The 24,229-nt window shown below is 66.6% G+C and carries 16 protein-coding genes and 2 pseudogenes; 7 read left to right on the top strand and 11 right to left on the bottom strand.

Annotated elements, in window-relative coordinates:
* Positions 1 to 15: 15 nt before the first annotated feature.
* Positions 16 to 1,560 carry an MFS transporter gene (locus ACVWY1_RS00530; RefSeq protein WP_457377616.1) on the top strand — a complete coding sequence of 515 codons (1,545 nt, stop codon included), beginning with the start codon at positions 16 to 18 and terminating at the stop codon, positions 1,558 to 1,560.
* A complete protein-coding gene (locus ACVWY1_RS00525) occupies positions 1,547 to 2,887 on the top strand; it encodes an LLM class flavin-dependent oxidoreductase (protein WP_457377615.1) in 1,341 nt (446 codons plus the stop codon). The genes ACVWY1_RS00530 and ACVWY1_RS00525 overlap by 14 nt, the downstream gene beginning before the upstream one ends.
* Positions 2,888 to 3,026: 139 nt before the next feature.
* On the opposite strand, the pseudogene ACVWY1_RS00520 reads toward ACVWY1_RS00525, so the two are convergent.
* From ACVWY1_RS00520 to ACVWY1_RS00510, 3 genes and pseudogenes are all read right to left on the bottom strand, one after another.
* Positions 3,027 to 3,239, bottom strand: a pseudogene (locus ACVWY1_RS00520) (3-methylcrotonyl-CoA carboxylase); the annotation flags it as partial.
* A gap of 70 nt (positions 3,240 to 3,309) precedes the next feature.
* Positions 3,310 to 4,296, bottom strand: coding sequence for an RHS repeat-associated core domain-containing protein (locus ACVWY1_RS00515; protein WP_277504164.1), 987 nt, complete (start codon positions 4,294 to 4,296; stop codon positions 3,310 to 3,312).
* A 111-nt stretch (positions 4,297 to 4,407) separates the two neighbouring features.
* Positions 4,408 to 4,569 carry a hypothetical protein gene (locus ACVWY1_RS00510; protein WP_277504162.1) on the bottom strand — a complete coding sequence of 54 codons (162 nt, stop codon included), beginning with the start codon at positions 4,567 to 4,569 and terminating at the stop codon, positions 4,408 to 4,410.
* Positions 4,570 to 4,708: 139 nt separating this feature from the next.
* Between ACVWY1_RS00510 and ACVWY1_RS00505 the strand changes: the two are divergent.
* Positions 4,709 to 5,047 (top strand): annotated as a pseudogene (locus ACVWY1_RS00505) (maltotransferase domain-containing protein); the annotation flags it as partial.
* Positions 5,048 to 5,188: 141 nt separating this feature from the next.
* On the opposite strand, the gene ACVWY1_RS00500 reads toward ACVWY1_RS00505, so the two are convergent.
* The 7 genes from ACVWY1_RS00500 to ACVWY1_RS00470 all read right to left on the bottom strand — a co-directional run bounded on the left by ACVWY1_RS00500 (position 5,189) and on the right by ACVWY1_RS00470 (position 13,508).
* Complete coding sequence (locus ACVWY1_RS00500; RefSeq protein ID WP_277505609.1) at positions 5,189 to 6,103, bottom strand: fatty acid desaturase family protein; 915 nt, start codon at positions 6,101 to 6,103, stop codon at positions 5,189 to 5,191.
* An 88-nt stretch (positions 6,104 to 6,191) separates the two neighbouring features.
* Complete coding sequence (locus ACVWY1_RS00495; protein WP_139671039.1) at positions 6,192 to 7,259, bottom strand: GNAT family N-acetyltransferase; 1,068 nt, start codon at positions 7,257 to 7,259, stop codon at positions 6,192 to 6,194.
* A gap of 438 nt (positions 7,260 to 7,697) precedes the next feature.
* A complete protein-coding gene (locus ACVWY1_RS00490) occupies positions 7,698 to 8,993 on the bottom strand; it encodes a histidine decarboxylase (protein WP_277504159.1) in 1,296 nt (431 codons plus the stop codon).
* 81 nt (positions 8,994 to 9,074) lie between these two features.
* Complete coding sequence (dhbA, locus tag ACVWY1_RS00485; RefSeq protein ID WP_110703388.1) at positions 9,075 to 9,824, bottom strand: 2,3-dihydro-2,3-dihydroxybenzoate dehydrogenase; 750 nt, start codon at positions 9,822 to 9,824, stop codon at positions 9,075 to 9,077.
* Positions 9,824 to 10,690: an isochorismatase family protein gene (locus ACVWY1_RS00480; protein WP_457377614.1), complete on the bottom strand. Its 867-nt coding sequence runs from the start codon at positions 10,688 to 10,690 to the stop codon at positions 9,824 to 9,826. The genes dhbA and ACVWY1_RS00480 overlap by 1 nt, the downstream gene beginning before the upstream one ends.
* A gap of 17 nt (positions 10,691 to 10,707) precedes the next feature.
* The gene (locus tag ACVWY1_RS00475; RefSeq protein WP_430944303.1) at positions 10,708 to 12,309 is read right to left on the bottom strand and encodes a (2,3-dihydroxybenzoyl)adenylate synthase; all 1,602 of its coding nucleotides are present in this window, start codon (positions 12,307 to 12,309) and stop codon (positions 10,708 to 10,710) included.
* Between the two features lie 26 nt (positions 12,310 to 12,335).
* Entirely contained in the window at positions 12,336 to 13,508 is a 1,173-nt protein-coding gene (locus ACVWY1_RS00470; RefSeq protein WP_277504158.1) for an isochorismate synthase, read from the bottom strand.
* Positions 13,509 to 13,636: 128 nt separating this feature from the next.
* Here ACVWY1_RS00470 and ACVWY1_RS00465 point away from each other — a divergent pair, with 128 nt between their 5' ends.
* Positions 13,637 to 17,929, top strand: a complete 4,293-nt coding sequence (locus ACVWY1_RS00465; protein WP_457377613.1) for an amino acid adenylation domain-containing protein — start codon at positions 13,637 to 13,639, stop codon at positions 17,927 to 17,929.
* A 75-nt stretch (positions 17,930 to 18,004) separates the two neighbouring features.
* On the top strand, positions 18,005 to 19,324 hold the full coding sequence (basC, locus tag ACVWY1_RS00460; protein ID WP_457377612.1) for a putative histamine N-monooxygenase: 1,320 nt from the start codon (positions 18,005 to 18,007) through the stop codon (positions 19,322 to 19,324).
* A gap of 152 nt (positions 19,325 to 19,476) precedes the next feature.
* On the opposite strand, the gene ACVWY1_RS00455 is transcribed toward basC, so the two are convergent.
* Positions 19,477 to 21,582, bottom strand: coding sequence for a condensation domain-containing protein (locus tag ACVWY1_RS00455; protein ID WP_457377611.1), 2,106 nt, complete (start codon positions 21,580 to 21,582; stop codon positions 19,477 to 19,479).
* A gap of 218 nt (positions 21,583 to 21,800) precedes the next feature.
* Between ACVWY1_RS00455 and ACVWY1_RS00450 the strand changes: the two genes are divergently transcribed.
* Both ACVWY1_RS00450 and ACVWY1_RS00445 read left to right on the top strand, forming a co-directional pair.
* Complete coding sequence (locus ACVWY1_RS00450) at positions 21,801 to 22,319, top strand: sigma-70 family RNA polymerase sigma factor (RefSeq protein ID WP_046855607.1); 519 nt, start codon at positions 21,801 to 21,803, stop codon at positions 22,317 to 22,319.
* A 120-nt stretch (positions 22,320 to 22,439) separates the two neighbouring features.
* Positions 22,440 to 24,227 (top strand): ABC transporter ATP-binding protein, encoded by a 1,788-nt coding sequence (locus ACVWY1_RS00445; RefSeq protein ID WP_457377610.1) that lies wholly within the window; start codon positions 22,440 to 22,442, stop codon positions 24,225 to 24,227.
* Positions 24,228 to 24,229: the final 2 nt, after the last annotated feature.

Below are 24,229 nucleotides of genomic sequence, written 5' to 3'. Positions count from 1 at the left end.
GGAACAGGAGTTTCCATGGGCGTTTTTGCGCAACAGCAACGCAAATGGTGGGCTTTGCTCGGTGTGAGCATCGCCAGTTTTCTCGGCTGCGTCGACTTCACCATCGTCAACACCGCGCTGCCGGCGTTGCAGGCCGACCTCGGCGCCTCGGTGGGCAGCCTGCAATGGGTGATCAACGGCTTCATCCTGGCGTTGTCCAGCAGCATGGTGCTGGTGGGCAGGCTGGCCGACCTGAAAGGCCGCCGGCGGGTACTCAACCTCGGGCTCACGGTCTTCGGACTGGCCTCGCTGGCGGCAGGGCTGGCCAGCACCATCGATACGCTGGTGGCCGCGCGGATCGCCCAGGGCCTGGCCTGCGCGGTGCTGTACACCGCGTCGGGGGCGATCGTCGCGGCCACCTTCGCCAGCGAGGAACAGGGCAAGGCGTTCGGCGTGCTGTTCGGTGTCAATGGCATCGGCCTGGCGGCGGGGCCGGTGTTGGGCGGGCTGATTACCAGCGCCTTCGGCTGGCAATGGATCTTTCTGGTCAACGTGCCGTTCGTGTTGCTCAGCCTGGCGATCATCGCCGTGGCGGCGGACGAGTCGCGGGCCGGCGAGGACGGCGCACGGCTCGACTGGCTGGGGGCGGCGTTGCTGCTGCTGGGTTTGCCGAGCCTGGTGCTGGCCATCGTCCAGGGCGCCGACTGGGGCTGGACCTCGGCCAGTACCCTGGGCCTGCTGGGGGTGGCGCTGCTTGCCCTGCTGGCCTTCGTCGCGGTCGAGTTGCGGGTCGAGGCGCCGATCATCGACTTGCGCCTGTTCGCCAACCGCCGCTTCGTCGCGGCGGTCACCGCCAGCTTCGGCCTGGCAGTGTTCTATTGCGTGGCATTTTTCGTGATGCCGTTGTACCTGGCGTTGATCCGTGGTGAGAGCGTGCAGACCAGCGGCCTGCTGTTGCTGCCGACCACGCTCGGCGTGGCGTTGCTGTCGCCGTGGGTGGGGCGCCTGGTGGACCGCAAGGGCCCGACATTGCTGGTGCAGGCCGGGTTACTGCTGTTCGTGCTGTCCGCCGTGCTGCAGGCGGCATTCGGCGAGCAGACTTCGTTGCTGCACCTGCTCGGCGCCTTCGCGGTGATGGGGCTGGGCTGGGCGTGCATCCTCGGGCCTTCGACGGTGCTGGGGATCTCTTCGGTACCGCAGCAGGTGAGCTCGGTGGCCATGGGGTCGCTGATGACCCTGCACAATGTCGGCGGTGGGCTCGGCCTGGCGGTCGGGGTGGGGCTGTACCGGGCGGTGGCGGCCGATACCTTGTCCGGCGCCACGGGCGTACCTGCGCAGACCGCTTGGCTGGCCAGGGCGGCGGCGGCGCCGGAGCAGGGCGCGGCCCTGCTGGGCGAGCACCTGGGGCAGGGCGGCGACGTCCTGCAGGGCTGGGTGCATGCCGCGTTTCTCGACGGCTACCAGGCGTTGATGGTGTTCCTCGCCGTCAGCCTGTTGCTGGTCTGGGGCACGGTGACCCTGCTGCTGCGCACGACAAAAGCACCTGCGCCTGCCCAGGAGCCCAGCCATGGCAAGGCGTGACGGCCGCCTGCGACTGGGGGCTTTTCTCTCCGGCGCCGGCGCCCACGCCGGCAGTTGGCGACACCCGCAGGCCGACGCCGATGCCTCGATCAACTTCGAGCGCTATCGACAGTACGCCCAGACCCTTGAGCGCGGATGTTTCGACGTGCTGTTCCTCAACGACAACGTCGCCGTCGGCGAGCTGGATCCACGGGTGCTGCGCAGCAGCGCCCACAGCCTGCGCTGGGACCCGCTGACCCTGCTGCCGGCACTGGCGGTGGTGACCCGCCACCTTGGCTTGATCGCCACCGCCAACACCAGCTTCAACGAGCCGTACAACATCGCCCGCACCTTCGCGTCCCTCGATCACCTGTCCGCTGGCCGCGCCGGCTGGAACCTGGTCACGGGATTGATCGGCGGCGAGAATTTCAACCACGCGGCGCACGTGTCCCATGCCGATCGCTATGCCCGTGCCGGGGAGTTCTTCGACGTGGTCACCGGGCTCTGGGACAGCTGGGCGGACGATGCCTTCCCGCTGGACAAGGCCTCCGGCACCTGGCTGGAGCCCGCGCGGATGCGGGTGCTCGACCACCAGGGCGAGCATTTTCGCGTGCGTGGCCCGTTGAATGCGCCACGGCCGTTGCAGGGCTGGCCGGTGATCGCCCAGGCCGGCTCCTCTGAAGCCGGAAGAGCGTTGGCGGCGCGCAGCGCCGAGCTGGTGTTCACCGCCCAGCAGACCTTGACCGAAGGCCGGGCATTCTATGCGGACATCCACCAGCGCCTGGCCGTGGCCGGTCGGCCGTCGCAATCATTGCTGGTGTTGCCGGGCCTGGCGCCCGTGGTGGGGCGCACGGCCAGCGAAGCGCAGGAGAAGCACGAGCAACTGCAGGCGCTGGTGGATCCGGAGGCGGCGCTCAAGGCACTGTCGTTCCTGCTGGATATCGGCATCGACCTGGAGCGGCTGCCACCCGATGCCCCGGTTGTGCTGCCGGCCCCGTTGCCAGTGACCGAACGGCACAAGAGCCGCCAGCAGCTGGTGGTGGACCTGATCCGCCGCGAACGGCCCACCGCCAGACAACTGCTGGCCAGGCTCGGCGCAGGCGGACACCGGCTGCTGGTGGGCACGCCCGGACAGATTGTCGAGGAGATGGCCTGCTGGTTCGAGGAAGGCGCGGCGGATGGCTTCAACCTGCTGTTTACCCATCTGCCGGGCGGGCTGGATGATTTTATCGGGCAGGTGGTGCCGGAGTTGCAGCGGGTGGGCTTGTTCCGGCGCGAGTATGAGGGGCGTACGTTGCGGGAGAACCTGGGGTTGCGGTATGTGCCGAACCGGTATTTTTCGAACTGAGCGTGGCACCTGTGTGGGCTTGACCCGCGATGGCGCTAAAGCTATCGCGGGGCAAGCTGCTCGGGACTGTCAGATTTTCTGTGTGCGGGCCGGTAATGGCCTGACAATGGCCTGCGTCAGGCAGGCCCTGACTCTCACTAGGTCGGCCTGATGAACCGATCTCCGTCGGGGAGAACGCCGGGTGCGCCAGGATGCGGCGCAGGAAGATAATGTTGGTCTTCAGCCCCCCAATGGCGAGCTCATCAAGCATCGCCAGCAGTCGCAGGCGCGCCTGTTCGTGGTCCTGGCCCCAGGCGATCAGCTTGCCCAGCATCGGGTCGTAGAACGGCGATACCACGACGCCCTCGCTGACTAGCAGCTGGCGCATTTTGGAATCGGATTTCCATAGTGTGAGTAGGGTCGTGTTTTAGAAGTATTGAAGGCTAGCTAAGAAAGTTTCGTAACCGATCCATGAAGTCGCTGATGAAATTTCTCAATCCCTGCCCGAAACGAGGATAAAAGGTTATCGGTTCAGGGTTCGGGTGGGGTGCCGTACGAATTGTCATAGAGACGAGATTCCCCTGTGAGTCGAACGCATGACTGACTGGTACCTGTTTTTGGTAAGTAGTTACTGGCCTGTTGGCTAGCCGGGCTAGAACCAATCCTGGGGGCTTGACAGGATTGAAGTTATGATCCTCATACCAACTACCAGCATGGCAGCGAATGAGATGTATCGGTCCATTGGATAGTTCTATGTTTTCTCTCTTCATTTCTGCTAATAGCGCTTTGGGTTCGAACCCTCCAATTGTGCTGGTTCTAGGGCGCCCATGTCCGGCGATTACTGTCATGTTGTCGGTGTTGTGAATTATAGTGATGGCCCTAGCCTTAGGCGTTTCGCCAGTCAACTCTCCAAGGTACCGCACCGAGCCATCAGTTTTCTGAAGAGGAATAATGTGCGGTTTTCGCCGATGCCCTGAAGGGTCGCTGAAATTTATTGGATCCCCGGATGCAAATGCGTAGCTGTTGATCCCCCCTAGATCGAAAGGGCTTTCACTGTCCGGGCTACAAAATCTCATCAGAGTTGGTACATAAGAGCGCTGCCCCTTGCCAAGTAAATAATGGAGAGTAGGTTCCTCGGGGCGCTCACCCTTGAAAGCGATCGGTAGCAGTTCCTCGCGTCCAGCTGTGCCATATACGCTGAACATGCTGGATTGGACCCTGGCCACATAAAATGTTCGCATGGGAGTGTGTTGCAAATCGCAGGCGGCAAGGTTGACGAAATTTTTATCGGCTGTAGTGAGTAGCCAACCAACCGGTAAGCCACCGTGGCTTAAAATTGAAGTCTGACGTTCTTCCTCAAGAATCGTGGTGCGATTGTTATCAAGGTAAAAGAATCGCTTCACATGAAGCTTCCTGTCGACCATTGGCATACCCTGACTTCTCAATTAGTTTTCTTCGATAGGACATTTTTGCCGTAACTCATAATCACGGCATGTCGTGGGGCTATCAACTGGCAAATTTATCAGTTCTCCGGTCTATCCTTAGGCGTTCACCGGCGGCTCCAGGCTCGGCGGGTCGCCCACCGTAGGCGGCACGGTCGGCTTGATCGGCAGCTCGTCCGGGTCCTCCTCGGGCACCGGCGGCGGCAAGGTCGGGTCGTCGATGTTCGGGTCGGGTGTCTCCGGTGGAATGGGAATGTTCATGGGCCTGGCCTCGCGGGATGAATGAAGAGGTGTCGCAGGATTTGACCGGGGCTTGCGCCCTGCGCTCATTCTTTTTGAACCCTCGCGCTTGCGCACGGCTCTGAACCCTTTCCGCCACCAGCCCAAGGGAGCATGGTCGATGTCTGGTAACGAGCCGTTCGAAAGCGTGCCCATGGCGGGCGATCACCCGGACCAGGCCCCCAGCCGGCGTTTGCACTGCGTGGTCATGCATTCGCCGGGCAACGACCTGTGGCTGGCCGACTTCACCCCCACCGAGCTGGGCCTGCACCTGTTCAGCATCGAGGCCTAGATCGGCCCCTGGGCCACCTATTGCCAAGAAATACAAATTGTTGCTGCACCCCGACGCCGCACGTCTGATGGGGAGGCCGAGCATCGCAGCTACCTCACCCGCAGTCGCGAATTCCCGCTGGACGTGGACCGCGAGGCGACCCAGTTTGCCAGCTGGTATGAGCTGTTCCTTCAGGTTCGCGCGCAGAGCGTGTTGGGGCTGCGAAGTGCCAGGCGGCAGCAGCGATCTTGAAATCGAGCGCCGCCCGCGCGGCGCATCGCGGGGCAAGCCCGCTCCCACGCAGCCCCGTGCTACTTCAGAGGGGGCAGCTCAACTCCGCTGATCGAAGAAATGCCCCATCAGCTGCAACAACGGCCGGCGTCGGTTCTTCACCGCGAACTCCCATTCATGCGTCTGCGACGGCGCATGGCCGAGCTCATGCTCGCCCAGCAGCTTCTGCACCTTGGCCAGGCGGTACCAGGGCACGGAGGGGAAGGCATGGTGAACGATGTGCAGGTTGAAGTTGAGGATCACGAAGCGCGACCACAGCGGCAGGCTCTTGCAGTCGTGGGACACGCCGTCCTGCTCCCAGAACTGCAGGCGATCGGCATCGCGGGCGAGCAGCGGGGCCTCGGCGTGGTGCGGCAGGTTGAGCAGCTCGACCATGAAGAACAGGAACACCCAGGTGATCAGGTAGAACAGCACCAGGTCCAGCAGGTGCCCCAGGCTCCAGGCCAGCACGGCCGCCGCCAGGTAGCCGGCCAGGTACAGGCGGGCGAAGCGGATCTCCTTGAGGATCCGCGGCGAGCTGTCGCCCTTGGCCTTGGCGATGAAGGGCGCGCGCCAGTTGAGCAGGAAGTGGTTGGCGGCGATCATCGGGATCCAGTGCTTCCAGACGAACTCCAGGGTGCGCTCCTGCTTCTTGGTCATCACCGAGAAACGCTCGATCATGCCGCGGTTCTCCGGATCGTTCACCGGGTGCGCGGTCCAGGTGTGGTGAGCCATGTGGAAGCGCCGGCGGACCAGGAACGGCAGGGCGATCAGCCAGCCGTTGCAGTGGCCGATGAAGTCGTTGAACCGGCGGTTGGCCGAGGCGGCGCCGTGGGTCGCTTCGTGCATGATCAGGTAGAGCTGCACGGTGGCCAGACCGGCCAGCGCCAGGCCCAGCAACTGCAGGGCGGTGGAGTCGGCGAGCCAGAGGTTCCAGGCCACCGCCAGCAGCAGCAGGTCGGCAAACCACAACATCACGGTCCAGGGTTCCCGGGCACCGTCGGGGATCTGTTTTCTTACACTAAGCCATTGGTCCTTGGTCACTTGCTGAAACTCCGATCGGTTAGCTGGCGGCCCGGGAAGCCGGGGCCGCGGGTAGGCTGCAGAGGTTGTTGGCCAGGTGCGCGTAGGCCAGGTCGAAGCGGGCGATGTCATCATCGAAACCGTGGCTGCGCGGCGCCACGGCGAAGTCCTGGAACACCAGCTGGATGCAGTCGTAGCGGCTGCCGTTCTCCAGGTGCCAGGCCGGCAGGTAGGCGGTGATCGCAAAGCCCAGGCGGCGCAGGCTGGCCAACAGCTCCAGCTTGTCGGCCAGGATCACCAGGCCGACGTACTCGGCCTGGGAATATTGACGCAGCAGCGCGCCCAGCTCGGTCAGCACGGCGTGGGTCGAGGCATAGCGGCCGCACTGGCCCGACAGCATCAGCGCGGCGGCCTGCGGGTCGTGGCTGTAGCTGAGCTGGCCATGGCGTTCGGCGCCGCTCGGGCCGCTGAGGTAGGTGTCCGGGTAGCTGCCGGGGGCAACGGCAAGCTGCAGGGCGGGGTAGAGCAGCCTGCGGATATAGTCGGCGGCGCGGGTGGTCACGTACCAGGGGGCGACGTGCGCAAAGCGGGCCTGGGGTACGGGGTGGATGGCGGTCAGGTGATACTCGCGCAGGCCATCGACCTTGTCTGGGCCACCGTCATGGCCCACCAGCACGGCGGGGCGGATCTTCTTCATGACGCCGTGGCTGGCGATGTTGCGGGTAATGTAGAAGCCCAGTTCCATGGGTGCTGGCCGGTGCGTCTCGAAACCGAGGCGGACCAGGCTGGAGATGGCGCCGGTCCTGCGCGCGTCAGGGTGAATCACACCGTGGCACACCTCCCACGACTGGTTCCACGGGCGGCGGGCGATGCAGCAGCAGCCGACCAGGTTACCCTCGGCCTCGGCGACGAACCACTGCTGTTGCCCGCTGCTCATCGAGTAGCGGATGTAGGACGAGCTCTGGCAGGGGTGGGTGGTCTGCCCATAGACCTGCTGGAACAGCGCGGCGAGGGCTTCGATATCGGCGGGGTTGGCTGGGCGATAGCGCAGTGTTTCGGTTTCCGGCAACGGCGCAACGGCCGTTTGCGGTGAACGGGTCGCAGTCATGACGCACCTATTGTCTTTATTGAAGGCGAACGAAGGCAGTGACCGCCCAGGGCAGGTCACGGGTACGTGTCGGTTTTGGCGCTGCGGTCAGTGGCGAGGATGTCGTCGGTTGACGGCGGGGCTGGCGGGGGCGAGCAAAAGGCAAGGCAGGGCGGGTTTGAACGGAGCGTCATCCGTGAGCGTGGCCATTACGCAACTCCTGTACATGGCGGGGTTCTTGTCCGAGGCAAACAGAAATCCTTCCCGTTGCCAGGAAACCGACTATAGAGCCATGCCATGGGCTGTCAAACGCGCACGGAGGGTCGCCTGCGCGGTGGCCTGTGTGGGGCGGGCAAGGGGCGGATCAGCCCGCCCCCGGTTTTTCGGCACGCCAGGTTCCAGGGTCATGTGTTGTAGGCATAGGCTTACATGCTTACGCCCGTAATGACGACTCGGCGTTCAGCTATCGCTGCCCTTGGGATGGGCGATGATGCGTTGCGGTTCAGGTTTCCCCAGGCTCGGTGCAGGCACGCGCAGTGGCTGGCCGGCAGTGCTGTAGACCTGGGTGCGAGTGGCCAGCCCGTCGACCAGGGCGCCTTGCAACGGTTGCCTGGCCGGCGGCTTGCCACGGGCCTTGAGATCGGCGATCACCTCGTCGACCAGGGCATCGATCTGCGTGCTGTCCCGGTGGTGGGCGGTGGTGATCAGGTGCGCGGTATCCCCCGAGGTGGCCAGGCAATGCCGCTTCCACACGCTGGCCGAGGGGCAGGGGAACACCACGGTGATCGAGTTAGGGTTGCGCCAGGCCTCGATGCCGGCTGCCCGCAGCCGGTCTACCGCATGCTGGGCCAGGTCCAGGCAGCGCTGGATGCGCTCACGCCAGTCGTCCATGGAGCGGCTGCGCAGGGCGGCCCACATCATCAGCGGCGTATGGCCGTTGCGCGAGCCGCTGATGGTCTGGTCGCGGGCGCTGATGTAGTCGACCTCCACCGAGATGCGCTCGACGTTGGCGCGCCGGGCCACGACGATGCCGCAGGGCATCGGCGAGCCGATCATCTTGTGCCCCGAGACGCAGATCGAGTCGATGCCGTCGGCGAACGAGTAAGGCTCGGGGGCGTCGACGAAGGGCAGGATCATGCCACTGAGTGCCGCGTCGGCGTGCAGGTAGTAGTCCTCCCGGCGGATGCCGGCCTGGGCCAGGCGCTGCTGGATGACGGCGATATTGTCGGTGGCGCCGCGCAAGGTGGTGCCGATGTTGGCGAAGATGATCGGGTGGCGCTCGCCGTCGGCCGCGATCCGTGCGACCAAGTCGTCATAGTCCATCTCGCCACTGGCCTGGGACGCCACCACCTGGGCCTTGATGCGCAGCAGGCGGACGATCTTGGCCACCGAGTAGTGGGTGTCCTGGGAGTAGTAGAGCGTGGCGTCGGGGAATAGCTCGCGGGCCAGGTAGCAGCCGAACATGTTGCCTTCGGTGCCGCCATTGGTGACATAGCCCCAGCTGTCCTCGAAGGGGATGTGGAACAGTTCGGCGAAGAAGCGCATGACCTCGCGCTCGAAATCGAAGGAGTTGAGCAGGTAGTTGCTGTACTCGTTCCAGTCGCCGCAGTTGTTGATGGAGAAGCGCATGAAACGGTGCAGCAGGCTGTAGTCGAAATCGGCGGATTCGGGGTAGCCGACATTGAAGTACTGGTGGGTGAGGCAGTAGCGCCAGAACCCCTCGAGACGTGCGTGGTCGGCAGGTGAGAATGTCATGTCCAGCTCCATGGAGCGCGCCCGGCCGACCTGGGCCGGGCGCGTTGCGGGTGAAAGTCCTTGTCGGTGGTCGTGTCGGGCTCAGGCGGCCAGGGTGGCGCCGCCGTCGACCACGATGTCCTGCAGGGTCACGTGGCCGGCCTGCTCGGACGCGAGGAACAGCACCACATGGGCGATGTCTTCGGGCGTGGCGATCTTGCCCAGGGGCACGCCGAGCTTGAATTGCTGTGGCAGGCCGTCGATCAACTGCCGTTCTGCCGCCGGATCGCCCAGCATGCCGGCCAGCATCGGCGTGCGCGTCGAGCCCGGCGAGACCACGTTGCAGCGCACGCCGTAGGGCGCAAGCTCCAGGCCCACGCAGTGGCTGAGGCTGACCAGCGCGGCCTTGGAGGCGCAGTAGGCGGCCATGTTCAGGCGCGGCACATGGGCGGCGTTGGAGGCGACGTTGACGATGGCGCCGCGGCGCTGGCGGCGGAACACCGGGGTCCATTGGCGCATCAGGTAGAACGGCGCGCTGGCGTTGACGTCGAGGCAACGCTGCCAGTCCTCGCAGGACACCTCGTCGCTGAGCCCGAGCCGCAGTACGCCGGCGACGTTGACCAGTACATCGAGATACTGCGCCTGTTCCTTGAGCCGGTCGCAGACCCGTTGCACGTCGGCCGGATCGGTCAGGTCGACATGCAGCAGCGGGAACGGCACGTCGGCCTCCTCGCAATCCAGGCCGATGACCTCGGCGCCTTCCTCGACAAAGCGCTGCGCCACGCAGCGGCCGATGCCGCTGGCGGCGCCGGTAACCAGCACGCGCCGTCCAGTGAAGCGGGCCATGGCCATCAGGCAGCCCCCCGCGCTTGTACCAGCGACCACCAGCCGTCCAGGGTCGGCGCGTTGGCCAGCTCCTCGAAGCTGACGGCGATGCCGCGCTGCTTGAGCTCGGCCGCCAGCTTCATCACCTGCAGCGAGTCCAGGCCGTAGAAGATCAGGCTTTCCTGGGGATCGAGCTCGCTGTCGTCCTCGATCATCTGGCGCACCCGGCCGTGCAGCCAGTCGCGGGTGGTCACGCCCGCCGGCTGGGTCAGCAGGGTGGCGGTGTCGGTGACATGGCCACAGCGGGTGGCCACGTACTTCAGGGCCAGGCGGTGCTCCTCCTCGGAAAAGTCGGCCACCGCGTCGCCCACCAGGAAGGCCTGGATATCGTTCATGAAGGCATCGGCGGCGGTGATCATGCAGCCGATATGGGCGTACACGCCGCCGATCAGCAGCTGGTCACGCTGCCAGCCACGCATGCGGTCGAGCAGGTCGGAGCGCTGGAAAGCGCTGTAGCGCCACTTGGTCAGCACGGTATCGCCCGGCTGTGGCGAAAGCGCGTCGATGATCGGTTGCTGCTCGGGGTTCGCCGCCGGCAGGCCCGGGCCCCACATGGCGTTGAGCAGGGCGCGGTCTTCCGGCGGTTGTTCATGGGGCTGGGCGGTATAAACCACCGGGATGCCCTGCGCGCGAGCCCACTGGATCAACCGCGACAGGTTGTCCACCAGCGCGGTGAGCAGGGCGCCGTCCGGCTGGTAGAAGCGCAGGAAATAGCGCTGCATATCATGGATCAGCAGCACGGCGCGGGCCGGATCGGGTTGCCAGGTGGTCTTGTTGGCCGGGTAGCTGGCCGGTTGCGGCATGGGGTAGTCGTGGATGGTTGGAATGGTCATGTCGGGTCCTTGGACGGTCAGGCGGTCGGGGCGACGGCGAGCAGTGCGCGCAGTTGCTTCTTGTCGATCTTGCCCACCGCGGTCAGCGGCATGGCATCGATCAGCCGGATGCGGTCCGGGAGCTTGTATTCGGCGATGCCCAGGCCCATCAGGTGGCGGCGCAGGGCGATCGGCTTGAGTTGCGGGTTGCGCGAGACGATGAACGCGCAGCTCTTCTCGCCGAGCAGTTCGTCGGGCAGCGCCACCAGGGCGGCATGAGTCACGTCGGGGTGCATGACGATCAGGTTCTCGATCTCCTCCGAGGCGACCTTCTCGCCGCCGCGGTTGATCTGGTCCTTGACCCGCCCGACGACCCGCAGGTTGCCGTCGGCGCTGCGCTGGACGATGTCGCCGGAGTGGTAGAAACCGTCCTGGTCGAACACCTGGGCGTTGTGCTCGGGGCTTTTGTAGTAGCCGCAGAAGGTATAGGGGCCGCGGGTGGCGAGCATGCCGGGCTCGCCGTCAGCGACCGGCCGGCCCTGTTCGTCGAGGATGCGCACCTCGTCCAGTTCGCTGATCGGCCGGCCCTGGGTGGTGAACACCTGTTCGTCGCTGTCGTCCAGGCGGGTGTAGTTGACCAGGCCTTCGGCCATGCCGAAAACCTGCTGCAGCTTGCAGCCCAGCACCTCGGGAACCTGGCGCGCCAAGGCCTCGGCGAAACTGGCGCCGCCGACCTGCAGCAGGCGCAGGCTGCGCAGCTTGGCGGCGTGCCCGGGGGCGGCCTGCAGCCATAGGGCCACGGCGCTGGGCACCAGGGCGGCCATGGTCACGGCGTGGCGTTCGATCAGGGCGAAGCAGTGCAACGGCTCCGGGTTGGCCGCCATGACGATGCAGCCGCCAGCGTGCAGCACGCCCAGGCCACCGGGGGAACTGAGGGTGTAGTTGTGCGCCGCTGGCAGCGCGCAGAGGAAGCGCGTGGCGCTGTCGAGGGCGCAGATCTGCGCGCTGGCCCGCACGCTGTAGGCGTAGTCGTTGTGGGTACGCGGGATCAGCTTGGGGGTGCCGGTGCTGCCGCCGGACAACTGGAACAGCGCCACCTCGCCGGCGGCGCTTGGGGTGTAGTGGGTGCCGCGCACATCGGCGCTGGCGCTCCAGTCGTCGAGGGCATCGAGCATCAGCGTCAGTTTCGGGCGCAGGCCTTCCTTGGCCAGGTCGTCGAGGAACGCCTCGTTGCGGAATACCTCATGCTCCGCCGAAGCGATCAGCAGGGCCGGCTGGATCTGCCGGGCGAAAGCGCCCAGCTCGTGCTGGCGGTGGCTGTACAGCGCGTTGACCGGGGCGATTCCGGCCTTGAGCAGGGCGAACAGCACAATGTAGAACTCGGCGACGTTGGGCAACTGCACCAGTGCCGTGTCGCCCTGGCCAAGGCCGTGGGCGGCCAGGCGCGACGCCAGGTTGGAGGCGCGGCGGTCCAGTTCGCCATAGCTGATGCGGCGTTCGCCGCAGAGGATCGCCGGGGCTTGCGGCTGCACGGCGGCGCGGGCGATCAGCAACTGGCTGAGTGGCTGGTCGTTCCAGAGGCCGGCGGCGCGATAGCGTTGCGCCCGGTCTGTGGGCCAGGGGGTGAATTCGATGGTCATGGGCATCTCGGAAAGCCGGTTTGAGGTCAATGGTCCAGGCCGCATGCACGCAGCATGGTGCCGAGCTTGGTCTGCACTTCGTTCCATTCGCTGTCGGGGCTGGAGGCCTCGACGATGCCGGCGCCGGCGAACAGGCGCACGCGCTGGCCGCTGAAGGTGCCGCAGCGGATGGTCACCACCCACTCACCGTTGCCCTGGGCGTCGCACCAACCGACCATGCCGGTGAACAGGCCACGCTCGAAGGGCTCGACGAAGCGGATCAGCTGGCGGGCGCGCTCGGTGGGGTAACCGCATACGGCGGGGGTCGGGTGCAGGCGGCAGGCCAGTTGCAGGGCGTCGATATCGGCCGAGGCCAGTTCACCCTCGATACGCGTGGACAGGTGCCACAGCGCCGCAGTGCTGATCAGCGAGGGCCGCTCGGGGACCTGCAGGCGGCTGCACAGCTCGCCGACGCGCTGGGCGATGTCCTCGGTGACCAGGCGGTGCTCGTAGTGGTCCTTCTCCGACGCCGCCAGCCATTGCGCATTGGCGCGGTCGGCCTCGGGGTCGGCCATGCGTCGCACGGAGCCGGCCAGCGGGTTGCTGACGAAGGCGCTGCCTTGCTTGTGCACCAGCAGTTCCGGGCTCACCCCCAGCAGGGTGGAACCGTCGGCCAGGGGCACGCGGAAGTGGTAGCCCTCGCGGTTCAGTGCCTTGAGGTTGGCCTGCACCTGGGCTGTGTCCACGGGCGCGGCAAAGTGCAGTTCGCGCTGTACCGAGAGCACGGCCTTGCGCACATCGCTGTGCTGGAAGTTGACGATGGCGTGGCGCACGGCGCGCTTGAAACCGTGTTCGTCGGGGATGTTGGCCTGGCTGAGCAGAGCAGGCAGCGAGCCGGGCTGTACAGGAGCCGCGGTGCGCGCCTGCCAGGTATAGGCCTCGGGAACGTACAGGCTGGAAGCCTGGGTGGTGTCGAAGGGGATCGCGCCGACCACGATGGGATTTTCCTGCCCGGCCTGGCGGGCGCGTTCGAAGGCCTGGTCGATGCTGCGCCGCAGTGCGCCACCGGCCAAATGGCTGCCGTGAGCCGGGGTGTCGATGCGTTCGCGCAGGCCGCTGACGCTCAGCTCGCGCTCGCCGGATGTGAATGAAAAGCTCGAATCCTCTTGGTTGAGCGGCATGGTGTCCCTGTCTTGCAAACGCAGGGTGCCTGTCTTCATGGGTTGCCTCCTTGGCGATGGGTGAGAAAGAAAACCTTGAAATATAATCATTCTCGTTAGTAAATATGAGGACGCGAAACACATGGATTTGTCAACTACGCGGGTAAGCGATGAGAGAGTTAACTTCGATGCAGGCCGCCTGTTGGATCGGGCGGGATGCACATGCGGCACTGGGTGGCGTCAGCGCGCACCTGTACGCCGAGTTCGATGGCCGGGCCATCGATGTGGCGCGCCTTGCCGGCGCACTTGAGGAGCTGTACCGGGCGCATCCGATGCTGAGCCTGCGCATCGACGGGCAGGGGCTGCAGACCATCGACGTAGCACAGCGCGCCCAACTGGAGCTGGAGGATTTCAGCGATCTGGATGGTCCAGCCGTGGAGCGGCGCCTCCTGGAGAAACGCCAGCAGTGGAGCCACCAGCGCCTGGACCTGAGCATGGGCCAGGGTGCGCGCTTCGGCCTGAGCCTGCTGCCGGGCAATGCCAGCCGGCTGCACGTGGACACCGACATGATCGCGGTGGACCCGTCGAGCTTCCGGGTGCTGATGGAAGACCTGGCCCGCCTGTACGACACCCCCGGCACCGCGCTGCCGACCACACCGAACTACTTCGACTGGCTGGACCAGGTGCGTGCCGATGCCGACCTGCGTGCCGCCCGCAGCCGCGACCGTGCCTGGTGGCGAGCACGCCTGGCGCAGATCGCCCCGGCACCCTCGCTGCCCTTGCTCCCTGCGGGGCCGGCACGCAGCGAGCGCTTTGCCGCTCGCCTTGAACCTGCGCAGTATCGTGCCTTGCAGCACGCGGCGCACGCACTGCGGATCACCTCGTCGGCGTTGATGCTCGGGCTGTTCGCGACCGCCCTGGGTGAGCACAGCGGCGATCGGCGCTTGCGCCTGAACGTCCCAGTGTTCTGGCGCGAACCGCTGCTGGAGCCTGTGCAGCGCATCGTTGGCGAGTTCGCCAACCTGGTGCTGGTGGATGTCGACTTCAGCGGAGTCGCCAACCTTGCCGCGCTGTGCCGGGACCTGCATCGGCAACTGGTGGAGCGTCTGGCGCACAGCGCCTATCCGGGCGTGGACCTGATGCGCGACCTGTCGCGCCATCACGGTACGCCGCAACTGGCACCGGTGGTGTTCACCGCAGGGCTGGACCTGCCTGGCGGCGAGCTGTTCTCCGAGCGGGTGAGCCGGGTGTTCGGGCCGATGGACTGGGTGATCTCCCAGGGCCCGCAGGTGGCCCTGGACGCGCAGGTGGCGCGGGCCGACGGCGGCCTGCTGATCAATTGGGACGTGCGTCTGGACGCATTGCCCGCTGACTGGGTCCAGGCACTGTTCGAGCGCTTCATCGCCCTGGCTGTGGCGGTGGCTGCCGACACGGGCGCGCTGCACCAGCCATTGGCGATTGCGGCGAGCCGGGATCGACCACTGAACGCTCTGCAACAGGCTTACCTGCTGGGGCGTGGCGAGCATCTGCCGCTGGGCGGCGTGGCCATGCAGGAGTTCCGCGAGTATCGCGGGCGCATGGACCTGGCGCTGCTGCGCAGCCGCCTCACGGACATGGTGCGCCGCCACGACAGCCTGCGCACCCGCATCGATGCCCAGGCATTGACCCAGTCGATAAGCGACCAGGTGCAGGTCAACCTGGAGGTGATCGACCTGCACGGGTTGACGGCCGAGCAGGCCCAGGCGCAGCTTGAGGTCCGTCGCGAGGACTATGCCCATGCGCTGTTCGACCTGGCCGGGCCGCCCTGGAATGTGACCGCCTTCCAGTTGCCACAAGGCGAGTTGGTGGTGTTCGTGCGCTTCGATGCGCTGATTCTCGATGGACGCTCCATCGCTACCTTGATGGTCGAGTTGTTCGACGGTCACTGCCAGCCGCTGACGGCCAGCGAGCCCACGGCGGCTGTCATCGACCAGAGCGAGGTGCGCAAGGCCGATGCCGAGTATTGGAAGGCAAAGCTGGCCGAGGTCGACGGCGCACCAAGGCTGCCGTGGCGCCAAGCCTTGGACAAGGTCGGCGTGGCCCGATACGCCCGCCAGCGTCAGGTAATCTCCGCCCAAGCGTTCAAGGCATTGAGCCGCGCCGGTGCGCGTGAGGGGCTGTTCAAGAACTCGACGATCATGGCCGTGGTGCTGGAAGTGCTCGGCCACTGGCTCGACGAAGGCAGCCTGTGCGTGGCGGTGCCGGTGGCGCCGCCGCAGGACGGCGCATTTGCCAACCGCTCCAGCTTCATCGCTGTCGATTGGCAGCGCGGCCTGCCCAGCCTGGCCGAGCGCGCCAAGCGCCTGCAGGCCGATGTGCTGGAGGGCTTGCAGCATCTGGCGTTCTCCGGCGTGGACCTGGCCCGCCTGCTGTACGACAGCAACGGCCCAGGCCCGGCGCTACCGGTGGTGCTGACCAACGGCCTGTCCTGGCCAGTGGGCGCGGTCGATGGCCCGATGTCCCTGAGCGCGGGCCTGACCCAGACGCCGCAGGTGGCCATGGACATCCGATTCTGCAACACCGCCGAGGGCGGGCTGGCGTTCGAGATCGACTATGCCCGTGAAGCGGTCGATGGCCGCTGGGTCGGGCAGTTGCTCGCAGCCTTGAACCAGGCGGTGGCGCAATTGGCCGGGCAGGCTGCATTCGAAGTCAACGCACGGCAATTCATCGACCTTGGCCACTACCGCCTGAACAGCAGCGAGGCGCAGGCCGAGCCGGTCGATTTCCTTGGGCGCATCGCCCACAACCTGTTCGGCCCGGACAATGGACGCATCGCCTTGCTGCATGGCGAGCAGCGCATCAGCTATGCCGAACTGGGGGAGGGTGTGAAGCGCATTGCCGGGGCATTCCAGGCCCGCGGGCTGCGCCCCGGCCAGGTGGTCGCCATTTGCCTGCCACGCGGTCCTGAGCACACCATGACGGCCCTGGCCTGCGCCCTGAGCGGGCTGGTCTGGGTACCGATCGACGCGGCGGCGCCCGAGGAGCGCCTGCGCTATCTGCTGGACAACTGCCAGCCGGCACTGGTGGTCGACGCCGTCGCGCCACTGCAGGCCAGCCCTCCGGCAGCCCTGGACCTGACGGGCCTGGCGGCCTTGTCGGCGAGCACCGTGCCGGCCTACTACCTGTACACCTCCGGCACCACCGGCAAGCCCAAGTGCGTCGTGCTGAACAACCGCGCCACCGCCAACGTCATCGGCAGCACCTTGGCGCAGTGGCAGGTCAGCCGCGACGATGTGTTCATCTCGGTGACCCCGCTGCACCACGACATGTCGCTGTTCGACGTGTTCGGCAGCCTGTGCGCCGGGGCGGCGCTGGTGCTGCCCGAGCCCGGCGAGGAAAAGGATGCGCTGCGCTGGAACCAGTTGGTCAGGCAGCACGGTGTGAGCCTTTGGTGCTCGGTGCCGGCCATCCTCGAAATGCTCCTGGCCTGCCGTCAGGGTGATGGTCTGCGCAGCCTGCGCCTGCTGGCCCAGGGCGGCGACTACATCAAACCGGCGGTGATCGCCGAACTACGCGAGCAACTGCCCGAGGCGCGCCTGGTGTCCCTGGGTGGCCCGACCGAGACCACCATCTGGAGCATCTGGCACGAAATCGGTGAACAGGACCGCGCCAGGGTGCCCTATGGCCGGCCACTGCCGGGCAACCGCTACTGGCTGCTGGATGAGCACGGCGCGCATTGCCCGCAGGGCGTCGCCGGTCGTATCCACACCAGTGGGGTGGGCTTGGCCTTGGGCTACCTGGAGGACGGCAAACTGGTGCAGAACGACTTCGTCAATGTGCCCGACGAGCACGGCGCGCCAGTGCGTGCCTTCCGTACCGGTGACCGGGGCCGCTACCGCGAGGACGGCGTGCTGCTGTTCGACAGCCGGGTCAATGGCTATGTGAAGGTGCGTGGCGTGCGGGTGTCGCTGCCGGACATCGAGATCGAGCTGATCCGCCATCCGGCGGTGCAGCAGGTGCTGGTAGTGGATTACGGCGACACGCTACAGGGCGAGGCCTGCATCGGCGCGCTGTATGTACGGCGCCATGGTGCGCCGCCCGGCGCCGTGGCGTTGCGCGAACATGCCCGGGCCCTGCTGCCGCAGTCCCACGTGCCCACACGGTTTGTCGAGGTCGACGCCTTGCCGTTGACCGCCAACGGCAAGCCGGACCGCAGGCTCGCCCGCGCCTTGCTTGAAGGTGACACCGAGCAGGCGCCGATACCGGCGGCTGTGCCCAGCGACCCGCAGCGTCATGCCCAGGTGCTGGCGATCTACCAGCAGGTGCTCGGCGCCACACAGCCGGCCAGGGATTTCCTCGCCATGGGCCTGCGGCCGCAGCACCTCAAGCCGCTGGCGGCACGCCTGGGCGAAGCCTTCGCGGTGCGCCTGTCGCCCGCGCAGTTGCTGCCGTGCCGCACGGTGGAAGAGGTCGAGCGCCTGCTCGTCAGCGCCCCCGTGTGAAACCACCGGCCTGAATCAATCGCCCTGGGCCTGGCCTGGGGCGCCAATCATCGTTCTTGGGAAATCATCGAGCATATGGACATCGCACACCTGGATATCGCCGGCATCGGCATCGGACCGTTCAACTTGGGCCTGGCCGCGCTGCTGTCGCGCCACCCGCACCTGAGCTGCGCGTTCCTCGAGCGCAAGGCGCAGTTCCGCTGGCACGAGGGCCTGCTGCTGCCCGGCACCACCTTGCAGGTGCCATTCCTGGCCGACCTGGTGACCCTGGCCGATCCCTGTCACCCGCTGAGCTACCTCAATTACCTGCACCAGCATGATCGCCTGTTCCAGTTCTACTACTACGACCATTTCCAGGTGCCCCGGCGCGAGTACGACCACTATTGCCGCTGGGCGGCGGGCCAACTGCCGGGCTGTCATTTTGGCGAGGAGGTCACGGGCGTGCGTTACGACAACGCCAGCGAACGCTTCGTCATCGACAGCGTGTCGGTGTCGGGCCTGGAGCGGCGCTACAGCAGCCGCGACCTGGCCATTGGCCTCGGTACCCGGCCATGGTTGCCGGCCTGGGCGCGCACCCGCACCCAGGCGCCGTTGCTGCACTCGGCAGAGTTCGGCAAGCGTCAGGGCGAGCTGGAGCAGTGCCGGCGCGTGGTGGTGGTCGGTTCCGGACAGAGCGCCGCGGAGTGCGTGCTGGCGCTGTTCAACGCGCTGACCCCGGAGCAGGTGGAGGCGGGGGCGTCGATCCACTGGATCACCCGCTCGGGAGGCTTCCACCCCATGGAGTACTCCAAGCTCGGCCAGGAGTGTTTCACGCCGGCGTACATGAACTACTTCCACACCCTGGCGCGGGACAAACGTCGGGAGATCGTCGCCCAGCAGGGCCTGTTGTACAAAGGCATCAGCTTCTCGACCATCGGCGCGATCTACGACCTGATCTACGAACGCTCCATCGGCGGGCGCGAACCTGGGCTGACGCTGTTGTCCAGCTGTGACGTGGAGACGGTCGAGGAGCTGGGCTCGGCGGGGCTGCGCATGACCTTCCGGCACAGCCAGCTGGAGCAACGGGCAACGCTGGAAGCCGACGCGGTTGTCGCGGCGACCGGCTATGCCCATGCCTGGCCGCAGTGGTTCGAGCAGCTCAAGGGTTCGGTGCTGGCCACCGACGCGCACGGCGACTGCATCGTCGGCGAGGATTTCACCGCGCAGCGTTGCGATGGCGGCAGTGGCCGCGTGTTCGTGCAGAACGCCGAGATCTTCCAGCATGGTGTCGGCTCGCCGGACCTGGGGCTGGGGCCGGTGCGCAATGCGGTGATCGTCAACCAGTTGCTGGGCCGGGCGCAGTACCGGGTGCCGCAGCGCTCGTCGTTCCAGCGGTATGGGTTGCCGGAGGACTGAACGATGGGGCTTTAACCAGAACTGCGTGGGAGCGGGCTTGCCCCGCGATGCCATGCATGGCACCGGCTTCGCCGGTGATCGCGGGGCAAGCCCGCTCCCACGGAGGCACAGTTCCCTGTATCGGGAAAAGGGGCGCAAAGCGCCCCTGGTTGCTACAACTCCACGTCGCCCAGCGCCCGCCGGCCGCCATCCACCTCGGCCAACACACCGAACGCCGCCGAAATCATCGCGCACAGGCGCTCGACCTGAGCACCGCTGTAGCGATCGCTGCGGTAGGTGACCACCAGGCGCAGCGAGCGTTGGCCATCGAACACATCTTCCATGATCTCGAACTGCAGGCCGAACATCGACTCGCTCTTGTCCGGGTCGATCTGCTTGTAGCGGATAGCCCGGCCATCGGGTGCCTGCAACGCGCCATTGAGGGCGTTGTTGGCGTGGATCTGCACATACACATCGAACATCAGGCCCTCGGCGGGGGTCATGCCCAGCGCCTGCTGGATGGTCTCCATGGGCACGTCGGCATAGGCCATCGAGTCGTTGATCATCCGCGTCACCTCGCCCAGCAACCCGGCCAGCGACTGTTCGGGGGCGAACTGCACGCGGTGGGCGACCATGGTGGTGAAGTAACCGACGGTGTCGAAATACGCAGGGTCGGTGCGCCCGGACGCCGAGGTGCCGATCACCAGGTCCGAGAGGTTGCCGAGCTTGTGCAGCGACAGGGCGATGGCGGTGTAGATCACGCTGAACAGCGATGACTGATGCAGCCGGGCACTGGCGCCCAGTTGCTCCAGCATGCCGGGTTCGGGGCGCAGCTCCAGCCAGCGCGCACGCGTGGTCGCCTGGTCGGCGGGCAGCAGCGTGGCGTCATCGCAGGCGGGCAGGGCGAGACCGCGGGTGGCGTCGCGCAGCAGCTCGGTCCAGTACGCCAGGTGGCGCGGGTTCGGGCCCTGGGCACTCTGGGCCAGGGCGAATTCGTGGAAGGTGCGCGCCGCCGCGGGCCATTGCGGCGCCCGGTCCTGGGCGCGGGCCAGGTAGGCCTCGACCAGTTCGGCCATGATCACGTTCAGCGACCACTCGTCGATGGCCATGTGGTGGACCAGGAACGACAGCACCTGGTGGCCACTGTGCGGGTCACGCAGCATGCGTAGCCTGAGTGGCAGTTCGCGGGCCAGGTCGAAGCGGTGCTTAGCCTCGCTGGCCAGGCTCGCGCCAGCGCTTTCGGCGCTGTTCCAGAACCACTTGAAACGGCCCAGCTCGGCCAGCGGCACGATGCGCTGGCAGGCGTCGTCGCCCTCGCCATGGTAGGTGGTGCGCAGGCTGGCATGGCGCTCCAGCAGGTCGGTGAAGGCCTGCTGCAGCAGCGCCTCGTCCACCGGGTCGTGGAAGTCCAGGGCAAAGGGCAGGTTGAAGATAGTGCCGTAGTCGAAGGCCGCACAGGCACGCCACAACGACGCCTGGGCCAGGGCCATCGGCGCCTGCTGGATATCCACGGCCTGATCGCTGGCCTGGCTGGCTTGCCCTTGGCTCAGCTTGGCGCGTGTGGCCAGCGCCGAGGCGCTGGGCGAGGCGAAGAAGTCGCTGAAGCGCAGTTCGATGCCATGCTCGCCCTGCAAGCGCCCGATGATCCGGGTGGCCAGCAGCGAGTGGCCGCCCATGTCGAAGAAGTCATCGTCCAGGGTCATGCCAGGCTCCGCCAATGCCTGGCGGAACGCGTCGAGGATGCGTTGCGCGATGTCCGTCGAAGGCGCCTGCGACAACGGTTCGAGCACCAGTGGCTGGCCGCCGGCCTGGGCGTCATAGGCGGCGCGGATGCGTTCGAGCAGGGCTTGCGGCGACTGACGCAGCACCGCATGGCAGAGCAGACCGAGCGCCGCCTGGTGATCGCCGGCCAGCAGCAGGGCCTCGAACGGCGGCTGCGTGGTGGAATCCCAGGGCGCCGCCTGGCGCGTCCGCAGCAGGGCGTCCATGCCCTCGGCCGTGCTCCGCTCGATACGCAGGCACGGGTACCAGCCGGGTTCCTGGGTCTTGTACAGGTCGCCATCGTCGCTGAAGTGGTAGCGGCTATTCAGGCCCGGCGTGGCTTCGACCACCGCCTGCACGGCCAGGGCCAGCAGCGACAGGTCGGCCGTGGGCCCAAGGCGCCAGGCGCCCAGTTGCCGGTGCAGCTGCTCGGGTTGCTGTTGCTGGGCGAACCAGGCGAGTTCTTCGTGTTCATCCAGGGCCTGGGGCGAGGGTAGGGTGGTGTTGCGTTCCAACATGGTTAGCTTCCTGCTGTTCGATCGATCAAGGCCCGCGTCGGCCTTCACTGCCATCCGTGGATCGCGGTGAGTGGCCGCGCAGAGGGTTCGCACCACCGGGGTGCATTGCGTGAATCCCGAGGATTCGTTATGGTGAGAAAGATGCAAATAATTATCATCTAGATTGGCGCACGTCAAAGGAAGCCGTCTGGAATGCACCACGCTCAGGGAGAGGCACCGTGGACAACGGAACGTTCGCGCTTCGTCAACAGCTGCAACAGCTGTATCAGGATCATCACGGCTGGTTGTGCGAGCTGCTGCGCCGCAAGCTGGGCAACGCGGTGGACGCGGCGGACCTGGCCCACGATATCTACCTGCACCTGATGAACAAGGGCCAGGTACCAACGGCGGAACAGTCGCGCTGCCACCTGACGCAGATCGCCAACGGCAAGGTCATCGACCTGTACCGCCGCCGCCAACGTGAAACCCGTTACCTCGAGGACCATGGCCTGCAGCCCGAGCCGCGGGTGCCGTCGGAAGAGGCGCGGGCGCTGGTGGTCGAGGCCCTGGGTGCGATCGACAGCGCCCTGCAACGGCATTCGCCCAAGGCCCGCCAGGCCCTGCTGCTGTGCCGGCTCGACGGCATGGCCCATCGCGCCATCGCCGCCGAGTTGCGGGTGTCGGTGTCCTCGGTCGAGAAGTACATCGCCGCCGGCGTGCGCACCTGCAGGCGCTACCGCATCGGCAGTGGCGCCTGAGCGTGGGCATTGTTTTTTGCGGGTTTGCCCGCCTCGTGCGGAATACAGGTTGAGAAGGACTGGCGGGCCAGGCGCCAAAGTGGCTGCCCGACCTGCTCCTCGTGCTGAAAAGGAGCATTCATGAGTGTTGAACAAGGGGTGGCGGTGCAGCAGCCCGCCAAGGGACCGGTCGCCGCAGTGCTGGCGCCGATTCGCGGGCGCTTGATCATCGCCGGGTTGCTCGCCGCGTTGGGCGCCATGCTCAGCCTGGCGCCCCTGGCCGCGATCGCCGAGGTCGCACGGCTGGCGTTCGCCGAAGGGCAGGGCGTCGCCCAGGCCTGGCCGGTGATCGTGCTGGGGCTGAGCTGCCTGTTCGTCGGCATGGCCCTGATTTCGCTGGGCGACCTGGTGGCCCACCTGGCCGACAACCACATCACCGGCACGCTGCGCCTGGCGATCATCCGCCGCCTGGCACGGGTGCCGCTGGGCTGGTTCACCAGCCGCGCCTCCGGCGAGGTGAAGCAGGCCATGCAGGACGATATCGGCATCCTGCACAGCCTCACCGCGCACTTCTACACCACCCTCGGACGCAGCGCCGGGGCGGTGCTGGCGTCGATCGTCTACCTGTTCGCCATGGACTGGCGCATGGCGCTGGTGTCGATGCTGCCGTTCCCGCTGTTCTTCCTGTTCTTCGCCCGTGCCCACCAGGCCAGCGCCCGCAACATGCAGGCCTTCGGCGCCGGCATGGGGCGGATCAACCAGGCGGTGGTCGAGTTCGTCAACGGCATCCCGGTGGTCAAGGCCTTCGGTGGCCAGCGCAAGGCCCATGGCAGCTACCGCGAGGCGGTGGACGCCTTCGCCGCGGCCTTCACCGACTTCACCCGGCCGCTGGTCAGCGCCATGGCCAATGCCAACGCGATGATCGCGCCGGTATCGGTACTGGGCGTGGTGCTGGCGTTCGGCACGCTGTTCGTCGGCCTGGGCTGGATCACCCCGGTGCAGGTACTGCCGTTCGCCCTGGTGGCGCCGGGCATCTGTGCGCCGCTGCTGTTGCTGGCCTATATCACCCACGACCTGAACAACGCCACCGGTGCCGCTCAGCGCGTGCAGGCGCTGCTGAATACGCCGGTGCTGGAGACCGACGGCCAGGGCGCCGGCAAGCTGCCGGCCGATGCACGCATTGAGGTGCAGGGCCTGGGCTATCACTACGACCCGCGCAATCCGGTGCTGAGCGAGGTGTCGTTCACCCTGGAACCGGGCACGGTCACGGCAGTGGTCGGCGCCTCGGGCGCCGGCAAGTCGACCCTGGCGCGCCTGTTGCTGCGCTTCTTCGACCCCAGTGCCGGGCGTATCACCCTGGGCGGCGTCGACCTGCGGCAGATCGACAGCGCGCAACTGTACCGACGCATCGGCTTCGTCCTGCAGGACGTGCGCCTGATCCATGCCAGCGTGCGCGAGAACATCGCCCTGGGCCGGCCTTCGGCGAGCCAGGAGCAGATCGAGACGGCGGCGCGGATCGCCAATATCCACGAGCGCATCCTCGCCCAGCCGCGCGGCTACGACGCGGTGATCGGCGAGGACGTGCAGTTCTCCGGCGGTGAACTGCAACGGCTGAGCATTGCCCGCGCGGTGCTGCTCGACCCGCCGGTGCTGGTGCTCGACGAAGCCACCGCGGCGGCCGACGCCGAGAACGAAGTCAAGCTGCAACAGGCGCTGTCGCGCTTCGCCCAGGGGCGCACGCTGCTGGTGATCGCTCATCGCCTGGACACGGTGATGCACGCCGACCAGATCCTGGTGCTGGACCAGGGCACGGTCGCCGAGCGCGGCAATCACGACGAACTGCTGGCCCGTCGCGGCCTGTATGCCCGCTTGTGGGCCGCCGGCGGCTATGCGAAGACGCGGGCGACCGCGCAGGTGGAGGAACACTGATC

Source organism: Pseudomonas sp. TE6288 (genome assembly GCF_054062095.1).
The sequence above is the reverse complement of the archived record's forward strand: the minus strand, read 5'-3'. Positions and strand labels throughout refer to the sequence as shown.

Coding starts and splice junctions, on each gene's coding strand:
- ACVWY1_RS00490 (WP_277504159.1), bottom strand. CDS start 8,993: ATGACATTCTCACCTGCCGACCACGCACGTCTCGAGGGGTTCTGGCGC.
- ACVWY1_RS00495 (WP_139671039.1), bottom strand. CDS start 7,259: ATGACTGCGACCCGTTCACCGCAAACGGCCGTTGCGCCGTTGCCGGAA.
- ACVWY1_RS00455 (WP_457377611.1), bottom strand. CDS start 21,582: ATGTTGGAACGCAACACCACCCTACCCTCGCCCCAGGCCCTGGATGAA.
- ACVWY1_RS00470 (WP_277504158.1), bottom strand. CDS start 13,508: ATGAAGACAGGCACCCTGCGTTTGCAAGACAGGGACACCATGCCGCTC.
- ACVWY1_RS00525 (WP_457377615.1), top strand. CDS start 1,547: ATGGCAAGGCGTGACGGCCGCCTGCGACTGGGGGCTTTTCTCTCCGGC.
- ACVWY1_RS00475 (WP_430944303.1), bottom strand. CDS start 12,309: ATGACCATCGAATTCACCCCCTGGCCCACAGACCGGGCGCAACGCTAT.
- ACVWY1_RS00515 (WP_277504164.1), bottom strand. CDS start 4,296: ATGCCAATGGTCGACAGGAAGCTTCATGTGAAGCGATTCTTTTACCTT.
- ACVWY1_RS00445 (WP_457377610.1), top strand. CDS start 22,440: ATGAGTGTTGAACAAGGGGTGGCGGTGCAGCAGCCCGCCAAGGGACCG.
- ACVWY1_RS00480 (WP_457377614.1), bottom strand. CDS start 10,690: ATGACCATTCCAACCATCCACGACTACCCCATGCCGCAACCGGCCAGC.
- ACVWY1_RS00500 (WP_277505609.1), bottom strand. CDS start 6,103: ATGTTGTGGTTTGCCGACCTGCTGCTGCTGGCGGTGGCCTGGAACCTC.
- ACVWY1_RS00530 (WP_457377616.1), top strand. CDS start 16: ATGGGCGTTTTTGCGCAACAGCAACGCAAATGGTGGGCTTTGCTCGGT.
- ACVWY1_RS00465 (WP_457377613.1), top strand. CDS start 13,637: ATGCAGGCCGCCTGTTGGATCGGGCGGGATGCACATGCGGCACTGGGT.
- dhbA (WP_110703388.1), bottom strand. CDS start 9,824: ATGGCCATGGCCCGCTTCACTGGACGGCGCGTGCTGGTTACCGGCGCC.
- basC (WP_457377612.1), top strand. CDS start 18,005: ATGGACATCGCACACCTGGATATCGCCGGCATCGGCATCGGACCGTTC.
- ACVWY1_RS00510 (WP_277504162.1), bottom strand. CDS start 4,569: ATGAACATTCCCATTCCACCGGAGACACCCGACCCGAACATCGACGAC.